The following is a 17,400-nucleotide window of genomic DNA, read 5'->3' on the forward strand; positions in this document are numbered from 1 at the left end:
GCGCATCTGCGCCTCTGAGGACTCGAGCGCTCATCGGCAGGACAGGGCGCAACCAGCGGCATGACCGGATAGGCCGCCTACGGTCTGACCAGCCTTCCGCCGGTAAGGATCTCGACGGCCCGCCGATGTATGAAGTCAGCGGCCGCCGTGACCCGGTACCGATGGACCACCACGTCGCGACGGCCCCCGTCGTATCGACCCACGATCGTGCCGTCGAAGTAGGAAGCCGGGGAGCCGCGGTTGTCACCACTGAAGGTCTCCCACTGATCGACCAAGGACGGTTCAGCCGCGGGGTGCTCACACACTCGATCCTCGAAGTCCGGATCATGCAGGTGCGATCGGGCGACTTCGAACATCTCTACGTGTGAGCGGTCCGCTCGATCCCTGACGGCCCGGCAGAGGGCTTCCGCCCAGGAGTCGTCCTCGCTCATGCGTGAAGTCAACACCGGACGTCAGGGGAACGGGTCGTGAATCGGCAGGTCGCTCACAACCCGCGGCATGACCGGATGGCCGCAGCGTTTGCGCCAAAGGCGGTCCATCCGACGGCGCTGTGGCAAACGGCACGGTGATGAGCTCGGTCGCGCCCCTCGGCAAACCGATGCGCTTCTTGGCGCGGCGGCGGAGAGTTACTGCGCCCTCACCGTCTCGCAGCCGGTGATGCGGTCGTGCGCCTCCTTGGGGGTGATGCTGTAGTAGAAGACCCGATCGCGGCCGGCACCGCAGCGGATCACGTCGCGCAACCCGTCGTCTCCAATGACGTAGACCGTGTCCCGTCCGGTGCCCCCGAAGAGGGTGTCGCGTCCGGCGTCGAAAACGAAGCTGTCCGCGCCCGGGCCGCCGCGCAACACGTCGTTGCCGCGCCCGCCCTCGAGGAAGTCGTTGCCGCGCCCGCCCAGAGCGATGTCGCGGCCACGGTTTGCATCCCCGCGCACAGGTTTGTCGCCCGAGTAGCCGACCATGTCGTTCCCGCGGCCGCCGACCGCCACGTCGTTCCCTGCACTGCCGAAGAAGCGGTCACCCGTTCCTCGACCGAAGGACACGTCGTCACCGGCGCCCGGCCGGAACGCGTCATGGTCGCCCCTGCCGTCCAGCGTGTCGTTGCCGCCTCTGCCGACCAGGGTGTCGTGGCCGGCGCCGCCCACCAGCACGTTGGCGCGATCGTCGCCTCGCAGCAGGGCCGCGTCGGCAGGATCGACGAGAACCCCGGCGCACGCGACGCCGGTGCAGCAGGCGGCCGTCAGAACGGTCCAGCGCCGGCGCCTGAGCCTTTTCACCGCCATCCCGATCGTCACCCTGATCGTCACCGCATTCGCAGGACGTACCGGTGGGTCTGGCTGCTGCCGGTGACACCGCACGGGGTGAATGTGAACCGCGCCTTGACCGGGAGCCTGCCGGTCCGGTGGAGTTGTCTCAGACCGGCTCTGGTCGGGGCCAAGGTGAGCCCGACCCTCTCTCCGGTGACACTGGTCGCGGTTGCCTTCTTGAACTCGGAGTCGCCCACGGGAGCGACGGTGACCCGTCCCGTGGCGTCCACCATCACCTTCACCTTCAGCGTTCCAGCACGGGTATCGGCTCTCCCCTGTCTGACGGAGAACCAGCCACCCAGGTTGATGTCGGCCACCAGCGCAGTGCCGGCTTCGGTACCGTCGGACTGCCACGCCTCCTCACCGTGGACCCCGTCGTCACCTGAGAAGAAGAGTGTCCCGCCGACGTCGGTCAGGGATTCGGGTCCGAAGTAGTTGCGATGGGGGTTGATGTCCTTGACCATGCCGGTGCCAGCCCCGGTCCCGTCGGAGCTCCACAGCTCACGGCCATGGACGCCGTCGTCGGCGCTGAAGTACAGCGTGTCTCCGATCGCGGTCAGGTTTTCTGGCGGGTATCCGTCGCCGGAAGTGATGTCCCTGACGAGGACGGTGCCGGACTCGGTGCCGTCGGAGGTCCACAGTTCTTCCCCGTGCACACCGTCTCGGGCGGTGAAGAAGAGGTTGCCCGCGACAGCGGTCAGCCAGTCTGGGCGGCTCGAGTACTGGCCGGGTCGGATGTCCCTGACCAGCGTCGTGCCAGCGGTGGTGCCGTCCGAGGTCCACAGCTCGCGGCCTGTGGTCGCGTCGTTGGCGAGGAAGAACAGCCTTCCCCCGGCGCCGGTGAGCGCGTCGGGCCGGGCGTTGCCGGGGAGGTCCTTGACGGTGACGGTGCCGGCGTCGGTGCCGTCGGAGGACCACACGTCCCGACCGTGGGCGCCGTCGTCGGCGGTGAAGAATACCGTCCCCTCCACGTCGGTCAGTGAGGCCGGGTAGCTGTCGGGCTTGCCGGGGTTGAGGTCCTTGACGAGTGCGGTTCCGGCGTCGGTGCCGTCGGACCTCCACAGCTCGAAGCCGTGCGCGCCGTCCTTGGCGGTGAAGTACAGCGTGCCTGCGACGTTGGTCAGCTTGTCCAGGTAGCTGCCGCGCCGACCCGGGCGGACGTCCTTGATCATCACGGTTCCGGCCTTGGTGCCGTCGGACCGCCACAGCTCCCGGCCCGCGTCGTTGGAAGAGGCGGTGAAGAACAGTGTGTCGCCGACTGCGGTCATGTCGTCCGGGTAGCTGCCAGCGTGACCGCGGGCGATGTCCTTCACCCGTACCGTGCCAGCGGCGGTGCCGTCGGAGGTCCACAGCTCCTCACCGAAGTCGGGGTGGTAGCTGGTGAAGAACAGCCTGTCCCCGGCGCTGGCCACGGGGGGTTCGTAGTAGCTGTACCTGCCCCTGGGTCCGATGTAGCTGACCAGCACGGTGCCGTCTGTTGTGCCGTCGGACTTCCACAGCCCTTCGCTGTGATTGTCGCTGTCGCGACCGAAGAAGAACAACGTGCCCCCGACATCGACCAGGTCAGGGTAGCTTCCCGGTGTGTGCGGGTCGTCGCACACCGCCCGCAAGGCGTCGGTGCCTGCTGCCCCGCATTGAGCGGCTGTAGCTGCCCCGGCATCCGCGGCCAGGGCTGTGGCGGCGACGGGCGCCCCGACCCCCGCTGCGACCATCGCCGCGACCGCCGCCGCTGCGGTGGTGGTGGCCCTGGCCTGGACTCCGGGTCCGGGTCGCACCCGACGAGCAGCCCGGCGGATCACCTTCCTCCTAGCGGCGCGTGCCCTCTCAGCCTGGTGCCGCGCACGACGTCGTCGACTGCTCATCGCTCCTCCTCCTCTTCAGAGGTGGCTTCTGTTCGGGTGCGTCGGGCAGACGCAAGGAAGCGGCGTCCACCCGGTGTTGATTTGGCCTCCATCTGCGCACTGGCGTCGACATCCGGGCGGAAGGCTGCCTATGGGTGCGGGGCGCCAGGAATCTCTGGTCGGACCACGGTGGCGTCTGGTGGTTGCAGGGGAGCGGTCGCTCGGACGCCTCGAGCAAACTGACCACGGACCGGGCCGTACTGCGGACACAGACGGTGCAGGCCCCCGGGTTCTCTGTTGGGCACCGCATGTGGGCCCCCGTGGGTCGCTCTCCGCGTCGGCTCGCTCGCACGAGGATCGAGCCTCGGAAACTCGATGTCGCCGACGATCCGTCGCCACCAAGCGTGCTCGCCTGGTCGGCTGCCTTGCCAGAGTCCAAGGACCCGTACCCCACCGGTTCTGCCCGTGGCGTGGCAGCACGGATCGCGGTGGGGGCCATGCGGTGCACCGGAGCCCGCCGGGCACGCGACTCGAGGCGCATGTCCGCTCGGTCGTGTCGCTGAGTGCGGATGGCTCCGTGTCGACGGCGCAGCGGCCGCTCATGGCCGGCACCAGGCCCCCTTGCTGGGGAGAACCCAGACCTCGCTTCCCCTGTCAGGGGCGCTGCCGAGGGTCGGGCAGCGTATTCCGGGGACGACCTGAACGTCGAAGATCTCCTCCACACCGTTGGCGAACTGCAGCGTCGCGACGGTGCTCCCGGAGGCCAGCTCGATGACCCCGATGCCGCACTTGAGCTCCTCGGGGTGGGCCGCGATCGGCGCTCCGCCGAAGATGGCGGTCTCGCGGATCCTGGACAGTCCGACGAAGGCCAGCCCGCGGTAGATCGCCAGTCCGCGGGCATAGCCGGGCACAGCCGCCACGGGTTCACGGCTCCCGGTGGCCGGGTCGAGACGCTCGAGACGACCCAGGCCGGAGTTGAGGACGAACAGGGTGTCGTCGTGCCAGCGCGGTGAGTGCGGCATGGACAGGCCGGTGGTCACCGGCTCGCCAGAGGCGACGTCGATGACGGCCCCGCTGTCGTTGCGGACCGCGCGCCAGCCGCGCGCTTCGTCGGTGCTCGCCATCACGGTCACGAACGCGGGCGAACCGTCGCGCATCGCCAGCCCGTTGAGGTGGCAGCGGTCCTGAGCAGCGAGCTCGGAGATGAACGGCGGTCGCCATCGCGGCACGAAGCTGTAGCAGTTGTCGAGGCTGGCCAGGCAGGAGAACAGGGTGTTGACGATCCACAGGTCCGGCTCACCGGTCTCGGTGGCGCCCCACGCCAGCTCGTGGCACTGGATCGCGCCGGTCACCGTCGAGGAGCGCGGTAGCCAGCACTGGTCGAACCTGCCCGCCGGGTCGATCGCGGGCGCGATGTCGGGGTACGCGCGCAGGGACCAGACCTCCTCCTTGCCCCCGACGGCCAGCCGATCCGGACCGAGGGCGAGGCCCATCGCCTGGTCAAAGCGGCGGAAGGAGAAGCTGAGCCTCCCCTCGGCGACGCCGACCGCGATCAACTGCCCGGCCTGGTAGGTCGAAATGAGCAGGGAGCAACCCGCCTTCTCGAGCAAGCTGGGGAAGAGGTCGCTGTGGAGGTACCGCACCTCCGTTCCTCCGGCCTGCGCTCCCTCGTCGCTTGTGGTCGTCCGGTCCGGCGTCTTCTCAGTGGGCCTCATCGACACCTCACCGCATCCGCAGGACGTACCGATTGACCACGCTGGTGCCGGCCACGCCGCACGGGGTGAACGTGAACCGCGCCCTGACCGGGAGTCTGCCGGTCCGCTTCAGCTGCCTCAAGCCGGCCTTGGTCGGCTTCAGGGTGAGCGTGACGCTCTCGCCGATGGCACTGGCCGCGGCCGCCTTCTGCAACTCGGAGTCCCCGACGGGCGCGACCGTGACCCGTCCGGTGGCATCCACCTCCACCCTCACCTTCAGCGTGCCGGCAACGATGTTGGCCTTTCCCCGGCTGGCAACCCGGAACCAGCCGCCCTTGTTGATGTCCTTCACCACGGTGGTGCCCACCTCGGTCCCGTCGGACGTCCACACCTCCTGACCCAGGACCCTGTCGTCATCGATGAAGAAGAGGGTCCCGCCGACCCCGGTCAGGTAGGACGCCCCGTAGCCATAGAGAGAGCCCTGCGGGGAGATGTCCTTGACCAGGACGGTCCCTGCCCTGGTGCCGTCGGTCCTCCACAACTCGCCGCCGTGCACACCGTCGTCGGCGGTGAAGTACAGAGTGTCGCCGACCGCGGTCAGGGACTGCGGGTATCCACCGCCCGCAGCATTGATGTTCTTGACCACAGCGGTGCCCGCCGCGGTGCCGTTGGAGCTCCACAGTTCCACGTCGAGCGCACCGTTCTTGGCGGCGAAGTACACGTTGCCTGCGAAGTCGGTCAGCGAGTCCGGGTCACTCGAGTCCTGACCCGGGCGGATGTCCCTGACCAGGACCGTGCCGGCTTCGGTGCCGTCCGAGGTCCACAGCTCGCGGCCGTGAGTTGCGTCGTTGGCGTTGAAGAACAGCGTTGCCCCCACGCCGGTCAGCGCGTCGGGGCGGGCGTTGGTTCCGAGGTCCTTGACCAGAACGGTCCCGGCCTCGGTGCCGTCCGAGGACCACAGGTCCCGACCGTGGATCCCGTCCACGGCGGTGAAGAACAGCGTGCCTGCGACGTCGGCCAATGCGGCCGCGTCGCTCGAGCCAGTATCGGCGCGGATGTCCTTGACGAGGCCTGTCCCAGGCTCCGTGCCGTCGGACGACCACAGCTCCTCGCCGTGGACGCCGTCCTTGGCGGTGAAGTAGAGCGTCCCCCCGACGTCGGTGAGAGAACTCGGGAGGCTGTCGTAATGGCCCGGGCGGATGTCCTTGACCAAGACGGTCCCGGCCTCGGTGCCGTCGGACCGCCACAGCTCCCGACCGTTGACGCCCTCATGTGCGGTGAAGAACAGCGTCCCGCCGACCGCGGTCAGGTCCTCCGGGGCGCTGTCGGCCCGACCGGGAGCTATGTCCTTGACCATGACGGTGCCGGCCTCGGTGCCGTCGGACGACCACACCTCGTCGCCGTGGTCACGGTCGTGGTTGGTGAAGAACAGCGTGTTCCCGACGCCGACCATCGAGTCGATGTAGAGGTACCTGCCCCCGGGTGCAAGGTCCTTGACCATGACGGTGCCGGCCTCGGTCCCGTCGCTCTTCCACAACTCCGTGCCGAGGGTCCGGTCGTAGGCGGTGAAGAACAACGTGCGCCCGACGGCGGTGAGAGCCCTCGGGCTGCTTCCCGGGGTGTGCGGCTGGTCGCACAGCGCCAGCAAGGCACCTCTACCAACAGGGCAAGTCGCGTGAGTAGCGGCTCGGGCCGCGCCGGCGCTGGCGCCGAGCGGGGCTGCTGCCACCGGTGTCCCGACACCGGTGGCGACCATCGCCGCGAGGGCCGCCGCGGTGGTGGCAGCCCTGGTCTGTCTGCCTGGTGCGGGCCGCGCCCGACGGGCAGCCCGGCGGATCGCCTTCCTTCTGGCGACACGCGCCCTCTCGACCTGGTACCGCGCGTGGCGTCGTCGACTGCTCATTGCTCTCCTCCTCCTCGGAGGTGGCCTCCATCCAGTACTGCCCCCGCCGGGGCCCAAGAGCCGGGGCCCGCCCAGCGGCCTGATCCCACGTGAACCGTCTTCCGCATCCGGGGCGGCAACGCGCCCGCCGCAGCGGCATGGCCGGACTCGCCAGCCTCGCGCACGGTGAAGCTGGCGGCAGGGCGACGGTCCTTCAATGGCGCCCGGGTACCCGGATGGTCGACCGCCGGGGCGTGCCGGTCGGTAGGATCGTCCAGCACTTGCACCCGAATCCGGTCGTACTCCGACGTGGGTCTGCAAGCCCCCAGGATGTGGTCTGGGCACCGCATCTGGTCCCCTGTGGGTCGCTCTCAGTTCGGCTCGGCTCGCCCGAGGCGTGGCTCCTGAGAACGCCACGTCGTCGGTGAGCCACGTCGTCGGTGAACCGCTGCCATCAAGCGTCCGCCCCCTATCGGCGCCATCGCCAGAGTCCAAGTGCCCGGTTCAGCACTCTGTGTGTCCTGGAGAATCTGGCGGGTTGGCGATTCGGGTCGGACGCCTCTCGACGTGGTCGGCGGCGTTGAACGACTCGCGTCGGTGTCGTCGCGAGGCTGGAGCGGGTCCTGGGCGAACACGGGGCTGGGTGAAGCGGCCCGCGTGAGGTCGGCCTGCGTACCGGTCTGCGGAGCGTGTGGGCGCCGCGGTGTCCCGGGAGTCCCGGCGCGAGTGCGCTCACCCGCTGCGGTCGCGTCGGAGATCTACTGCTCGCAGTCGACGGCGGTCTCGATGTTCAGGCAGGTGTCGCCGTCGACGTGGGGACCGCCGTCGCCTGTGTCGGTGGCGTTGCCCCCGTCGAGGGTATCGTCGCCGTCTCGGCCCCACAGCCGGTCGTCGCCGGGTCCGCTGCTCAGGGTGTCGTCCCCACGGTCGCCGACCAGGTCGTCGGTGCCGGTGCCGCCCAGCAGCGTGTTCGACTGGGTGTCGCTCTCGAAGCCCTCGTCGACGTGCGCGGCCCACAAGTTGTCGTCGCCGCCACGGCCGCGCAGGGTGTCTGCGCCCAGTTGGCCGTTGAGATTGTCCGGGTCGGGTCCGCCGATGACGGTGTCTGGGCCGGCGTCGCCGTAGGCCCATCCCCCGCTTGACCGCCAGCCGGGGCCGAGCAGGAGGCGGTCGGCACTACCTTGCCCGTAGAGCGTGTCCGGGGCGTCTCCGCCGACGAGCAGGTCCGCGTCGGCGGCGCCGTAGACCACGTCGGGGCCAGCGTCGCCGTGCAGGCGATCAGCTCCGGGGCCGCCGTCGATGTGGTCGCGGCCGCCGTCGCCGTGCACCCGGTCCCTTCCGGTGCCGGCGCACACCAGGTCGCCGCCGTCGCCGGTGTCGATCCGGTCGTGGCCTCCGTAGGCGACGATCACGTCACGGCCGGAGGTTCCGGCGAGGGTGTCGTCGCCGTTGGTGCCGACGAGGGTGGCCGCGTGCCCGAAGCATCGCGCCGCGGCGCCGGCCGCCGTCGTGGGGCTGAGTGGACTGGTCACCGCGAGGAGCAGCGCCGCGACCACGACCGTGCGCGCCACCGTTCGGGTCTGCTCGGTCATGGCATACCCCTCCCAACGTGCTCTTGGGTCGACTCGGCTGCCGTCGCTCGGTCGCCGGTCCCAACGTGATCCGCCGCGACTCAAACCGCACAGGGTCCCCGGTCCCGATACGGCCGGGAACGGTCTAGGACCCCCTGGGACGCGGCCGCCCGACATCCGGGCCAACGAACGATCGGCCCATGCCCCACGCCTTCAGTGGCGCGGTCGAGTACTCATCCACGAGAGCGCGCCAGTCGCGCCCTTTGACTACGTGCGGCCAACCGACCGGTTCGCATGGCCCGAGGCTGGCTGGCACGACCGATCATCGGCAGATCAGCGCGCAACAAGCGGCATGAGCGGAACGCCATGCTCAGGATGCGGTGCCCAGCGGCGGCGTGGTCGGGGGGAGCTTGCGTTGGTGGGTGTGGGCTTCGTAGCCAGCGGCGATGGAGATCAGCGTTGCCTCGTCGAACGCTCGGCCCATGAGCTCGAGGCCGACGGGGAGGCCGTCCGAGGCGAACCCGACCGGCACGGCGAGTGCGGGGATGCCGGCCACCGCTGCTGCCGCGCATTCCCAGTGCCCGGTACTGGGGTCCGCGCCGGGCGAGATCAGCCGCTCGGCGGTGGTCGGGGACACGGGATAGGCGATCGCATCCAGGTCGTGCCTGTCCATGACCGCCTCGAGGTCGCGCCGGAACGACTGTCGGGTGGCGAGGGCGTGCCGGTACGCCTTGGTGTCGGGCTTCCCGGCGTCGGCCGAGCCACCGCCCGCGACCAGGACCTGGACGAGAGCTCGACGCGGTGCGGTCGGCTCCGAGGCGAAGTAGCGCTTCAGGGCGGAGGGGAATTCGCCCATGAACTCGACGAGCACGTCGTCGACCCCCCGGGGCAGGGCCACATCGACCAGCTCGGCACCGTGCGCGGCCATCACGTCGAGAGCGTCCTGAAGGGTGCCGTCCAGGTCCTTGCCGTAGTCGATCGGCTCGCCCATTCCGCTCCGAGTGAGGACACCGATGCGTCGACCATGCAGGCCGTCGGGATCGACGGCATCGACGAACGACGTCCGTAGCGGAACGGTGGTCGGGTCGGCAGGGTCCTTTCCTGCAGTGGCATCCAGAGTGATCGCCAGGTCCCGCACGCTGCGTGCCATGGGTCCAACGGCGTCCAGGCTCGAGGAGTAGGGGATGACGCCCGCGCGTGACGAGAGGCCACTTGTGGGGCGCAGGCCGTAGAGGTTGTTGAGCCCCGCGGGGAGGCGGTTCGATCCGCACGTGTCGGTCCCGAGTCCGACGGCAGCGAAGTTGGCGGTGACGGCGACGGCCGTGCCACCGCTCGAGCCGCCCGGCTCCCGGCTGGTGTCGTAGGGGTTCAGGGTCTGGCCGCCGACGGGCGAGTAGGTCTGCCAGCTCTGGGCGAGCTCGGCGAGATTCGCCTTGGCGATGATGATCGCGCCCGCCTCGCGCAGCTGGTCGACCTGGAAGGCGTCCTCGGCCGGCCGGAAGTGCTCGAGCGCCAGGGTGCCGCCCGTCGTCGGCATCTCGGAGGTGTCGATGTTGTCCTTCACCACCACGGGGATCCCGTGCAAGGGTCCTCGGGGCCCGGATTCCGCACGTTCGGCGTCCAGGGCGGCGGCCTCGTCTCGAGCCTGCGGGTTGACGGTGATCAGCGCATTCAGGGCAGGACCAGCGTCGTCGTACGCCGCGATCCTGGCCAGGTAGAAGTCCACGAGCTCGAGGGAGGTGATCCTGCCGGTCCTCATCGCTCGCTGAAGCTCCGGGATGGTCGCGTCCAGCGCGAGCTCCGCAGTCTCCGAAGTCTCCGCAGTCTCCGCAGTCTCGGGGACAGCCGGGGCACTGGTGTCCGACGCGCTGGACGAAGGGCTCGATGAGACACCGGCCTCGACAGGCGTCTCGGGAGACTCGCTGCACGCGCCCACGGCCAGGAGCATCGCGGCCAGCAGGCCCAGGGTGCCGGCAACGTGCCGTCGCTGAGTTGTCATGTCGACCTCCCTAGTCTGGCCACCTGATCGGCGTCCACGCGGAGTCCGGTGCAAAGTCACGCGCGACGACCTGCCCGCCCGCCGTGGCCGATGACCACACGTAGAAGATCGAGGAGTCGTCGAACGGATCACACGGTGCGGGGTGCTCGAGTCCACGCAGGAAGCCGAAGGACATCTCGGGCGGGAACCGCCCCATGCCCGGCTCCGCTGGGTGTGAGAACTCGACCGGCATGCCGTACGGCGCGCCGTCCTGGACGGCCGTCTCCCGGGTTCGCAGGTTGGTCACCCACACGTGGAAGGCGCCACGTTCGGGCGCTTCGTTGTTGATGCCGATCTGGCAGTCCGCCTTGAAGTCGCCGTCTCCGTCGACCACGACGCCGTAGGCGATGACGCGACCGACCGGATCGAGCTGCGGCCTCGCGGCGAGCTGGAAGCGCCACGAGCTGCCGCCGTGACCATCCTGAGCCTCGCCCACGGAGACGATGTCAACATCCGCGATCGCCGCGTCACCTGAGTCACCCACAGGCAGCGCGTTGCCGTAGAGGTCGTACTCCGGCGTCACGACGCGGGAGGCGTTGGCGTTCCGGAGGGGCTCCGGAGGCTCCCACGTGTCGGCGGACTCGCCCTCGGTCGGACTCGGAGGGGTAGCGGTCGTCGCGGGCGTGATCGGCTGCCGTGAGTCGGTGTCATCGTCAGTGACCACGGCCGCACCGGCGACCACCGCCACCACGGCGGCTGCCGCGGCAAGACCCGCAACCACGCCGTTGCGGTGACGCTGCTCTCGGGCTGCGCGCTCGATTGCACGGTCGAGGTCACCGTAGACCGGGACCCCGACGGTCAGCTCGTCGAACGCCTCCCGCAGGCCGCTCATGGCTCCACTCCTTCGAACGGGGCCAGTGCGTCGGGGACGAGCGCCCGCAGTCGCTGCAACGCGACCCGCGATTGCGACTTGATGGTGTTCGGGCTGACGCCGAGCGTGGCCGCTGCCTCCGACACGGTGAGGTCCTCGTAGAACCGCAGCACCAGGACGGCGCGCTGTCGGGGGGTCAGCCGGCCCAACGCGTCCGCGAGCGTGAGCCGGTCGCTCGCGGTGCGCGTCTCGTCTGGGCCGGCGGAGTCCGGGGGTGTTGCCCAGGGCAGCTCCAGCAGCCGCCGCCGCCGCCAGCCGTCGACGAACCGGCTGTACAGGATCCGGCGCACATAGGCTTCGGGATCCACGGTGCCGAACTTCTGCCACCGCCGGACCAGCACCACGTAGGTGTCCTGCACCAGGTCCTCGGCAGCCTGATGGTCGCCCGTCAGCAGGTACGCAGCCCTCGAGAGCGCGGGGCCGCGTGCCGAGACGAACTCCCTCAGCTCGACCTCCCGGTCCATGGGGCCACTCTCCTCGTTCGAGACGACGTCATCTCATTGAACGCAGGATTGACCCACCGGGGGTGGGGCGACGAGCGACAAATCTCGCGACGGGACCCAGACGGCAGGCCCAACTGCAGCCGACTACAGGCGCCGTGCCCCATGAGCGGAGCGCTACGCCCGCCATCCGACCCGCGGCATGACCGGATGGTTGGCTACTGCGCCGCCAGGGCAGTGGCAATGAGGGCTGGCCCGTCGTCGAGGTCGCGGCGTTCACACGTCACTACGTCGCCGGGTTCGAACTGCCACTTCTCAGTGACGCGGTCATACGGCTGCTCGACAATCCGATAGACGCTGTCCCGCTGTTCCTGGGCCGCCACCGGACGCCAGACATCGACGCCCTCGTCAGCCATGCCCACGTAGATAGTGACGGTGCCGTGCTGCTGCGTCATGGGTCTAGCCTGCCTCACGATGCTGCGACGCTTCGGCAAGACCGCGCACAGGGCGGCATGACCAGACGGCTGCAGGCATACTCGTCGAATGGCTCATCCCTTGCCATCAGAGCGGAATGTGTTGATCGCTCATGCTCCGTGCGATGGCTCGCTCCGCATCTTCGAGGACTTCGAGCAGGAGGATGACGGCCACCTCCGCGTCGTCGGCGTGGTCGAGTCTGAGTGGACGACCTTCTACGGCTTGGAGGGCGAACGCATGGATCCAGAGCTGGGTCAGCACGACTGGGTCGAGCGACTGGTGCCTAGCGGAACCCGGGATCTGTCGACCCTCGTCCAAGTCCTCAGTGAGTACGCACGGCACCACCAGTTCGAATCTGACGGGACTGACCCAGGTGCCTTCGTGAATGAGTTGGCGCGGCGGCGGTAGCAGTCGCGAAGCCGCCGATTGGCGACCGCACATCGGCGCGACCGCGCAGTCAGCGGCCTGAGCGGTGCTCGGCTGAGTTCCCGACGGCGGGGCAAGATCGTCCGCATGGAGATCGCAGACGCCCTCGCCGCCGTACGCCGCAACCACCAGGCCGTCCTGGTGACCATCAAGCGTGATGGGAAGCCGCAGCTGTCCAACGTCCTCGCCCGCGTCGGTGACGACGACGTGATCCGGGTGTCGATCACCACCAGTCGCGCGAAGTACGCCAACCTGCGGCGCACGCCGTGGGCGGCGGTGCACGTCGACGGGGACAGCTTCTGGTCCTACGCGGTCGTCGAGGGCGAGGTCAGCCTCTCCGAGGTCGCGGCCGACCCGCACGACGCGGCGACCGACGAGCTGGTCGAGCTCTACCGCTCGCTGGCGGGAGAGCACGACGACTGGGAGGCCTACCGCGCCGCGATGGTTCAGGAGGGGCGGGTGGTCGTGCGGGTCACGCCCACCCACGCCTACGGCCTGCTGCGCTGAGCTGAGCTCCCGCCCAGTCCACTCAGGGCCCTTGTCATCTACGGGGTCGGAAACCCGCCGCCTGAACTGGCAGCGCTTATCGAGCGGGCACCCACGATCCTGACCGTTGTCTGGCACCCGAGCCCCTTCACCCGCGATGAACTCACCGAGGAAACGCTCCGACTGCTCAACGAACACCGGGGACGACTCACCGGCGGCGGACCCCGAACCGATGGAATCGGCGTCCACCTGACCACCAACGACAACGATCTGCTGTTGACGCAGGATCCCGCCGCAGCACTCGAAGCCCACTACCCGGTCAGCCTCGAGTACGCAGGTTTCGCCAGGTACGGCTGAGCGCGACCCGCGGCATCTGAGGAGGTTGGTTCGGGCATGATGCCGCTGTGCCCATGACAGCGACGTACTTCCTCGACGCGCTCGCGAGGGACGTGCCGGAATGCCAGGCCGTGGTGGTCGAGCACCTGGAGGACAACGACGGGCTCCTGCTGCACCTACTCACGGCCCACCTCCGGCGCTTCGCGATCCAGTCGTTCGAAACCGGGCAGAGAGACATCTTGGAGAGGCTTCTGGAGCTTGTCGACGTAGTGCTCCGGGACGTCACAGACGACGTTCAGAACGCCATGGCGGTCTCGTTCGTCGAGGACACCGGGTGGTGGGACCCCGCGACGGAGCCCTTCATCGAGGCCTGGCCAGCGGGACTACGGGCCGAGGTCGATCGGCAGCGACGCCAGCGTCAGTAGACGCCCTCACATCGGCAGGTCAGCGCGCAACCAGGGGCATGCGAGTGGACGACGACCTGGCAGTCCTTGACTCGAGGAGGACGCGATGGCGCATCAGAGGTATCAGCGGTTGTCAGCTGCGGACATCGACGTCGAACAAGGGCAGAGGGGGCCGAGGCCCCATGCGATCCGCAGTTCTCACGGTCGTTTGGCCCTACGTCGTGGACAGCGGTCCGGGAAGAGTGGGGCATGGAGGGCTGCGATGTCTGCCCATGTGAACTCTCGGATGGCCGCGAGCGTGCTCAGCGGAGCTCTGTTGATCGCCTCGATCGGTGCGCTGATCGATGCCCCTGCGCGGGCCGGTGACGTCGGGGCGGCCGATGGTCGGGGGGTGCAGGCGGCGCGGAACCACTCGTCCGCCACCGACATCAACGACCGCGGGTGGATCGTCGGCAGTTCCACCAGCCCCGACGGATCGCTGACCCAGCACCCTGTCCTCTGGCGCCCCCAGAGCAGGCGCATCGTCGATCTCGGCACCTTCAAGGGGTACGACTGGGGCACGGCAAGCGCCATCAACCACCGCGGCGACATCGTCGGGTCCTACTTCGAAGCGCCGTACCTCGACGATGCTGTGGCGTTCTTGCGCAGACACGGGACGCGACGGATGGTCGACCTCGGCAACCTGGGCGGGAGCAGCGCCCTCGCCACCGACATCAACGTCCATCGACACATCGTGGGGTGGTCGACCACGTCAACCGGTGAAAGGCGACCGTTCCTGTGGCGTCCCCATACACACCGGATGAGGAACCTCGGCACCCTCGGAAACCGCACCTACTCGGAGGCCATCGCGATCAACGACGACGGCACCGTGCTCGGACGCGCCTGGACGCCACGGGCACACGGGACGGTCTGGCACACGTGGCTGTGGAAGCCGCACCACGACCACCTGATCCGACTGAAGAGGCGCGGGCTTCCTCTGACCACGTACGTCAGCGGCATCAACAACCGCGGCCAGGTGGTCGGGTGCACCTCCAAGGACGGTGATCCCAACCGCGCGGTCCTCTGGCGACCCTTGAGGCGAGACACCGTCTCGATCCGGAGTCTGGGCGGACGCTCATGCGCCTGGGGCATCAACGACATGAGTGAGGTCGTCGGCTGGTCGGGCACCAGGACCGGTGACACTCGCGCCTTCCGTTGGACCCCGGGCATGCGACGCATGAAGAGCATCGGCACGCTCCGCCGTCCTGGCCCGTCTGTCGCCACCGCGGTCAACTCACGTGGCTTCATCGTCGGCAGCTCAGGAGTCTCGTTGAGGCGCCACGCCTTCGTCTGGGATCCGAGAGCGCGGCGGATGATCAACCTCGGCACGCTCGTCAACTGACCGCTCGGTCTGAGCCGAACGCGGCGGGCGCGATCCTGGCCCGATTCGACGTCCTCTCCTGAGCCTGGGTGCCCAGGCCGTCGTGCGTTTCGTGCCGTTCCTCAGCGACGCCCGGAACCTCGGCCAAAGCACGCCGCCCACACGTGAGCAGGTCTGGAGGATGCGCACGCCCGACCGCCAGGTCAATTTCGCGGCTGCGAGATGTCCAACCTCGCCTGCGCCTCCTTCTTGCCGAATTCGTCGCGGGTGGTGAAGAGTCCGATGCCGATGTTGGCCAAGGGTGGGCTGTGGGCGTCGGAGTGTGCGATGCCATCGTCGGCCTCTTCATCTGGTGGCTGTCTCGCCGCTCTAGTCTCCGCTGACCATCCGACCATCGGTGCGGGCTGATGGCCGCAGAGGGCTCGTCCCTGTCCCCAGGTACGGGGTGAGTTGACGGAAAGCCGTTAGTCGCACGGGCAGTCACGGGTCCGGAAGACACGGCAGCTGACCCAGTCGTGCCAGTTGCTTCCTCGGCCAACGCCGTTCACCCGGTCCGGTCACGAGGTCCACTCTCGTTCACAGCTTGTCTGAACCTCGGCGTCACAGGTGTCGCGTCCCAATCGTCCGTAGACGGAATCCGAGCCACCGCCGCCGACGAGCAGGTCCGCCGTCACGGCGCCGATCAGCACGTCGTCACCGGTCTGGCCGCGGAGCTTCACGGCGTGACGGGACCCTGGGTCCGCGCCCTCCCGCACCAAGCAGTCTCGAGCTCTGCTGCTGTGCAGTCGATCGTCCCCAGCGCCTCCAAAGACCCTGGCAAAGCACGCTGGCTCCACGCGCAGGTTGTTGGCGTGCCCGTTCCCTCGCAGAGTTCCAGCGCGAAAGCCGCTCACGGCTGCATCTTCGATCCCGCGGACGCGGTATTCCTTCGAGACCTGGCCGAAGTGCAGAACCCCCTTGGCGAGGTCGAGCACGACTCGGTGTCCCAGGGCGTCGGTCGGGACGTCGCTGAAGACGCGTCGCTGGACGTGGATGCGGTCTGTACCCGGGCCGCCGTCGACGTGTCCGGCAACGTTCTGAACGAACAACCTGTCGTCGCCGGCGCCGAGCTCCCACCGGCCACCGATGGCGGGGCCGGTCCCCTCCACTTCGTAGGCCGTCAAGTTCTCCGCGGCGTCGGATCCAACGAAGGAGACACGGGCTTCGGTGCTGAACTCGAAGGTCGTGAAGTTGTCCCAGGAGAACCACACCGCCTCCTCAATCGTCACGGTCTCGGCGACGTTGTCGACCTGCATGGTCTTGCCGTGGTTGGAGAACCCGTCCCAGACTTCCAAGTGGTTGACGCCCGTGCCGCCGTCGATGGGTGCGGCGAGGCGAGTGAAGGCTGAGGTGACCCAGTCGTCGCCCGCGCCCAGAGAGACCTCATCGCCGACGCTGCCGGCCGGTGGCCTGTCGTAACGGCCGTAGTAGCTGCCGTAGCTGTCGTTGCCGTCTCCCGTCGTGACCAAGTCGTCGCCTGGACCCTGCATCACGCCATCGCGGCGGGCGCCGCCTGCGAAGGTGTCATCGCCAGATCCGAGCGTGACGCGGGTCCCTGCTTGCGTGTCGTCGTCGCTGGCGACCCGGTCGTCACCGCCGCCCGCGTGGACTTCTCCGGTGTCACCGGTGATGCAGATCAGGTCGTTCCCCGCGAGTCCCCACACGATGGAGGAACCGGCAGTCACGACGACGTCGTCGCTGTCAGTGCCCTCCAGGTAGGTGATGGTCGGGTCTCCCACGATGGTCGCCGGCTGGTCTTGGCATAGGACCGCCTGTCCGGCAAAGGCCGATGGAAGGGCCGGGCTGGTCAGCATGAGAGTCAGCGAACCTACGGCCACGGCGCGACACAGTGTTGACATCTCAACCTTCGTTCCGGTGCTCGCGTACGCGTGGCGTCCGTGGATCAACGGCGCCCATGGGCCGGATACTCACCACCTCGAGGATCCCCTCGCCTCCCCTGCAGCCGTGGGTTCACCCGCGCGGGAGAGCATCGCGACAGCCGCGACCCGCTGGGCGCTGCGGCTCGTCATCGACTCACTATCCACCCCTCGGATCCCCAGCCACAACGGCTGGCCCGGGCCGGCCGCCACAATGGGGGAGTGCATGTCCTACCTCCTGGACTCCCGCTCAATGAGCTAGCGCTCATCGGCAGATAGCGCGCAACCAGCGACATGAGCGGATGGCTCTGGACCTGGCCGCCAAGGCTCAGGTGACGACAGCAAGGAGAGCAAGTC

General features: G+C 68.8%; 15 protein-coding genes. 3 read left to right on the forward strand and 12 right to left on the reverse strand.

All coding sequences use genetic code 11. The features are described from left to right. Positions 1-77: 77 nt before the first annotated feature. The 11 genes from ACFPGP_RS13810 to ACFPGP_RS13860 all read right to left on the reverse strand — a co-directional run bounded on the left by ACFPGP_RS13810 (position 78) and on the right by ACFPGP_RS13860 (position 12,376). A complete protein-coding gene (locus ACFPGP_RS13810; protein ID WP_378591046.1) occupies positions 78-431 on the reverse strand; it encodes a hypothetical protein in 354 nt (117 codons plus the stop codon). Between the two features lie 195 nt (positions 432-626). After that, complete coding sequence (locus tag ACFPGP_RS13815; RefSeq protein WP_378591048.1) at positions 627-1,292, reverse strand: calcium-binding protein; 666 nt, start codon at positions 1,290-1,292, stop codon at positions 627-629. 8 nt (positions 1,293-1,300) lie between these two features. Then, on the reverse strand, positions 1,301-3,166 hold the full coding sequence (locus ACFPGP_RS13820) for an ELWxxDGT repeat protein (RefSeq protein WP_378591050.1): 1,866 nt from the start codon (positions 3,164-3,166) through the stop codon (positions 1,301-1,303). A gap of 578 nt (positions 3,167-3,744) precedes the next feature. Continuing rightward, entirely contained in the window at positions 3,745-4,788 is a 1,044-nt protein-coding gene (locus tag ACFPGP_RS13825) for a TIGR03032 family protein (RefSeq protein WP_378591051.1), read from the reverse strand. Positions 4,789-4,867: 79 nt separating this feature from the next. After that, positions 4,868-6,799: an ELWxxDGT repeat protein gene (locus ACFPGP_RS13830; protein WP_378591053.1), complete on the reverse strand. Its 1,932-nt coding sequence runs from the start codon at positions 6,797-6,799 to the stop codon at positions 4,868-4,870. 680 nt (positions 6,800-7,479) lie between these two features. Then, a complete protein-coding gene (locus ACFPGP_RS13835) occupies positions 7,480-8,313 on the reverse strand; it encodes a calcium-binding protein (RefSeq protein WP_378591055.1) in 834 nt (277 codons plus the stop codon). Between the two features lie 349 nt (positions 8,314-8,662). After that, positions 8,663-10,018, reverse strand: a complete 1,356-nt coding sequence (locus ACFPGP_RS13840) for an amidase (protein WP_378591057.1) — start codon at positions 10,016-10,018, stop codon at positions 8,663-8,665. Between the two features lie 283 nt (positions 10,019-10,301). Next, a complete protein-coding gene (locus ACFPGP_RS13845) occupies positions 10,302-11,162 on the reverse strand; it encodes a hypothetical protein (RefSeq protein WP_378591059.1) in 861 nt (286 codons plus the stop codon). Next, complete coding sequence (locus tag ACFPGP_RS13850; RefSeq protein ID WP_378591062.1) at positions 11,159-11,665, reverse strand: SigE family RNA polymerase sigma factor; 507 nt, start codon at positions 11,663-11,665, stop codon at positions 11,159-11,161. Before ACFPGP_RS13850 ends, ACFPGP_RS13845 begins: the two co-directional genes overlap by 4 nt. A 194-nt stretch (positions 11,666-11,859) precedes the next feature. After that, on the reverse strand, positions 11,860-12,096 hold the full coding sequence (locus tag ACFPGP_RS13855) for a hypothetical protein (RefSeq protein ID WP_378591064.1): 237 nt from the start codon (positions 12,094-12,096) through the stop codon (positions 11,860-11,862). A 106-nt stretch (positions 12,097-12,202) separates the two neighbouring features. After that, positions 12,203-12,376, reverse strand: coding sequence for a hypothetical protein (locus ACFPGP_RS13860; protein ID WP_378591066.1), 174 nt, complete (start codon positions 12,374-12,376; stop codon positions 12,203-12,205). Positions 12,377-12,628: 252 nt separating this feature from the next. Between ACFPGP_RS13860 and ACFPGP_RS13865 the strand changes: the two genes are divergently transcribed. The 3 genes from ACFPGP_RS13865 (at position 12,629) to ACFPGP_RS13875 (ending at position 15,148) form a co-directional block, all read left to right on the forward strand. Beyond that, positions 12,629-13,048 carry a PPOX class F420-dependent oxidoreductase gene (locus ACFPGP_RS13865; RefSeq protein WP_378591068.1) on the forward strand — a complete coding sequence of 140 codons (420 nt, stop codon included), beginning with the start codon at positions 12,629-12,631 and terminating at the stop codon, positions 13,046-13,048. Between the two features lie 389 nt (positions 13,049-13,437). Next, positions 13,438-13,788, forward strand: coding sequence for a DUF7674 family protein (locus ACFPGP_RS13870; protein ID WP_465263265.1), 351 nt, complete (start codon positions 13,438-13,440; stop codon positions 13,786-13,788). 265 nt (positions 13,789-14,053) lie between these two features. Next, on the forward strand, positions 14,054-15,148 hold the full coding sequence (locus ACFPGP_RS13875) for a hypothetical protein (protein WP_378591072.1): 1,095 nt from the start codon (positions 14,054-14,056) through the stop codon (positions 15,146-15,148). Positions 15,149-15,684: 536 nt separating this feature from the next. On the opposite strand, the gene ACFPGP_RS13880 is transcribed toward ACFPGP_RS13875, so the two are convergent. Next, positions 15,685-16,980 (reverse strand): hypothetical protein, encoded by a 1,296-nt coding sequence (locus ACFPGP_RS13880; protein ID WP_378591074.1) that lies wholly within the window; start codon positions 16,978-16,980, stop codon positions 15,685-15,687. Between the last annotated feature and the right edge of the window lie 420 nt (positions 16,981-17,400).

Source organism: Nocardioides taihuensis (assembly GCF_042657275.1).
Lineage (GTDB): Bacteria > Actinomycetota > Actinomycetes > Propionibacteriales > Nocardioidaceae > Nocardioides > Nocardioides taihuensis.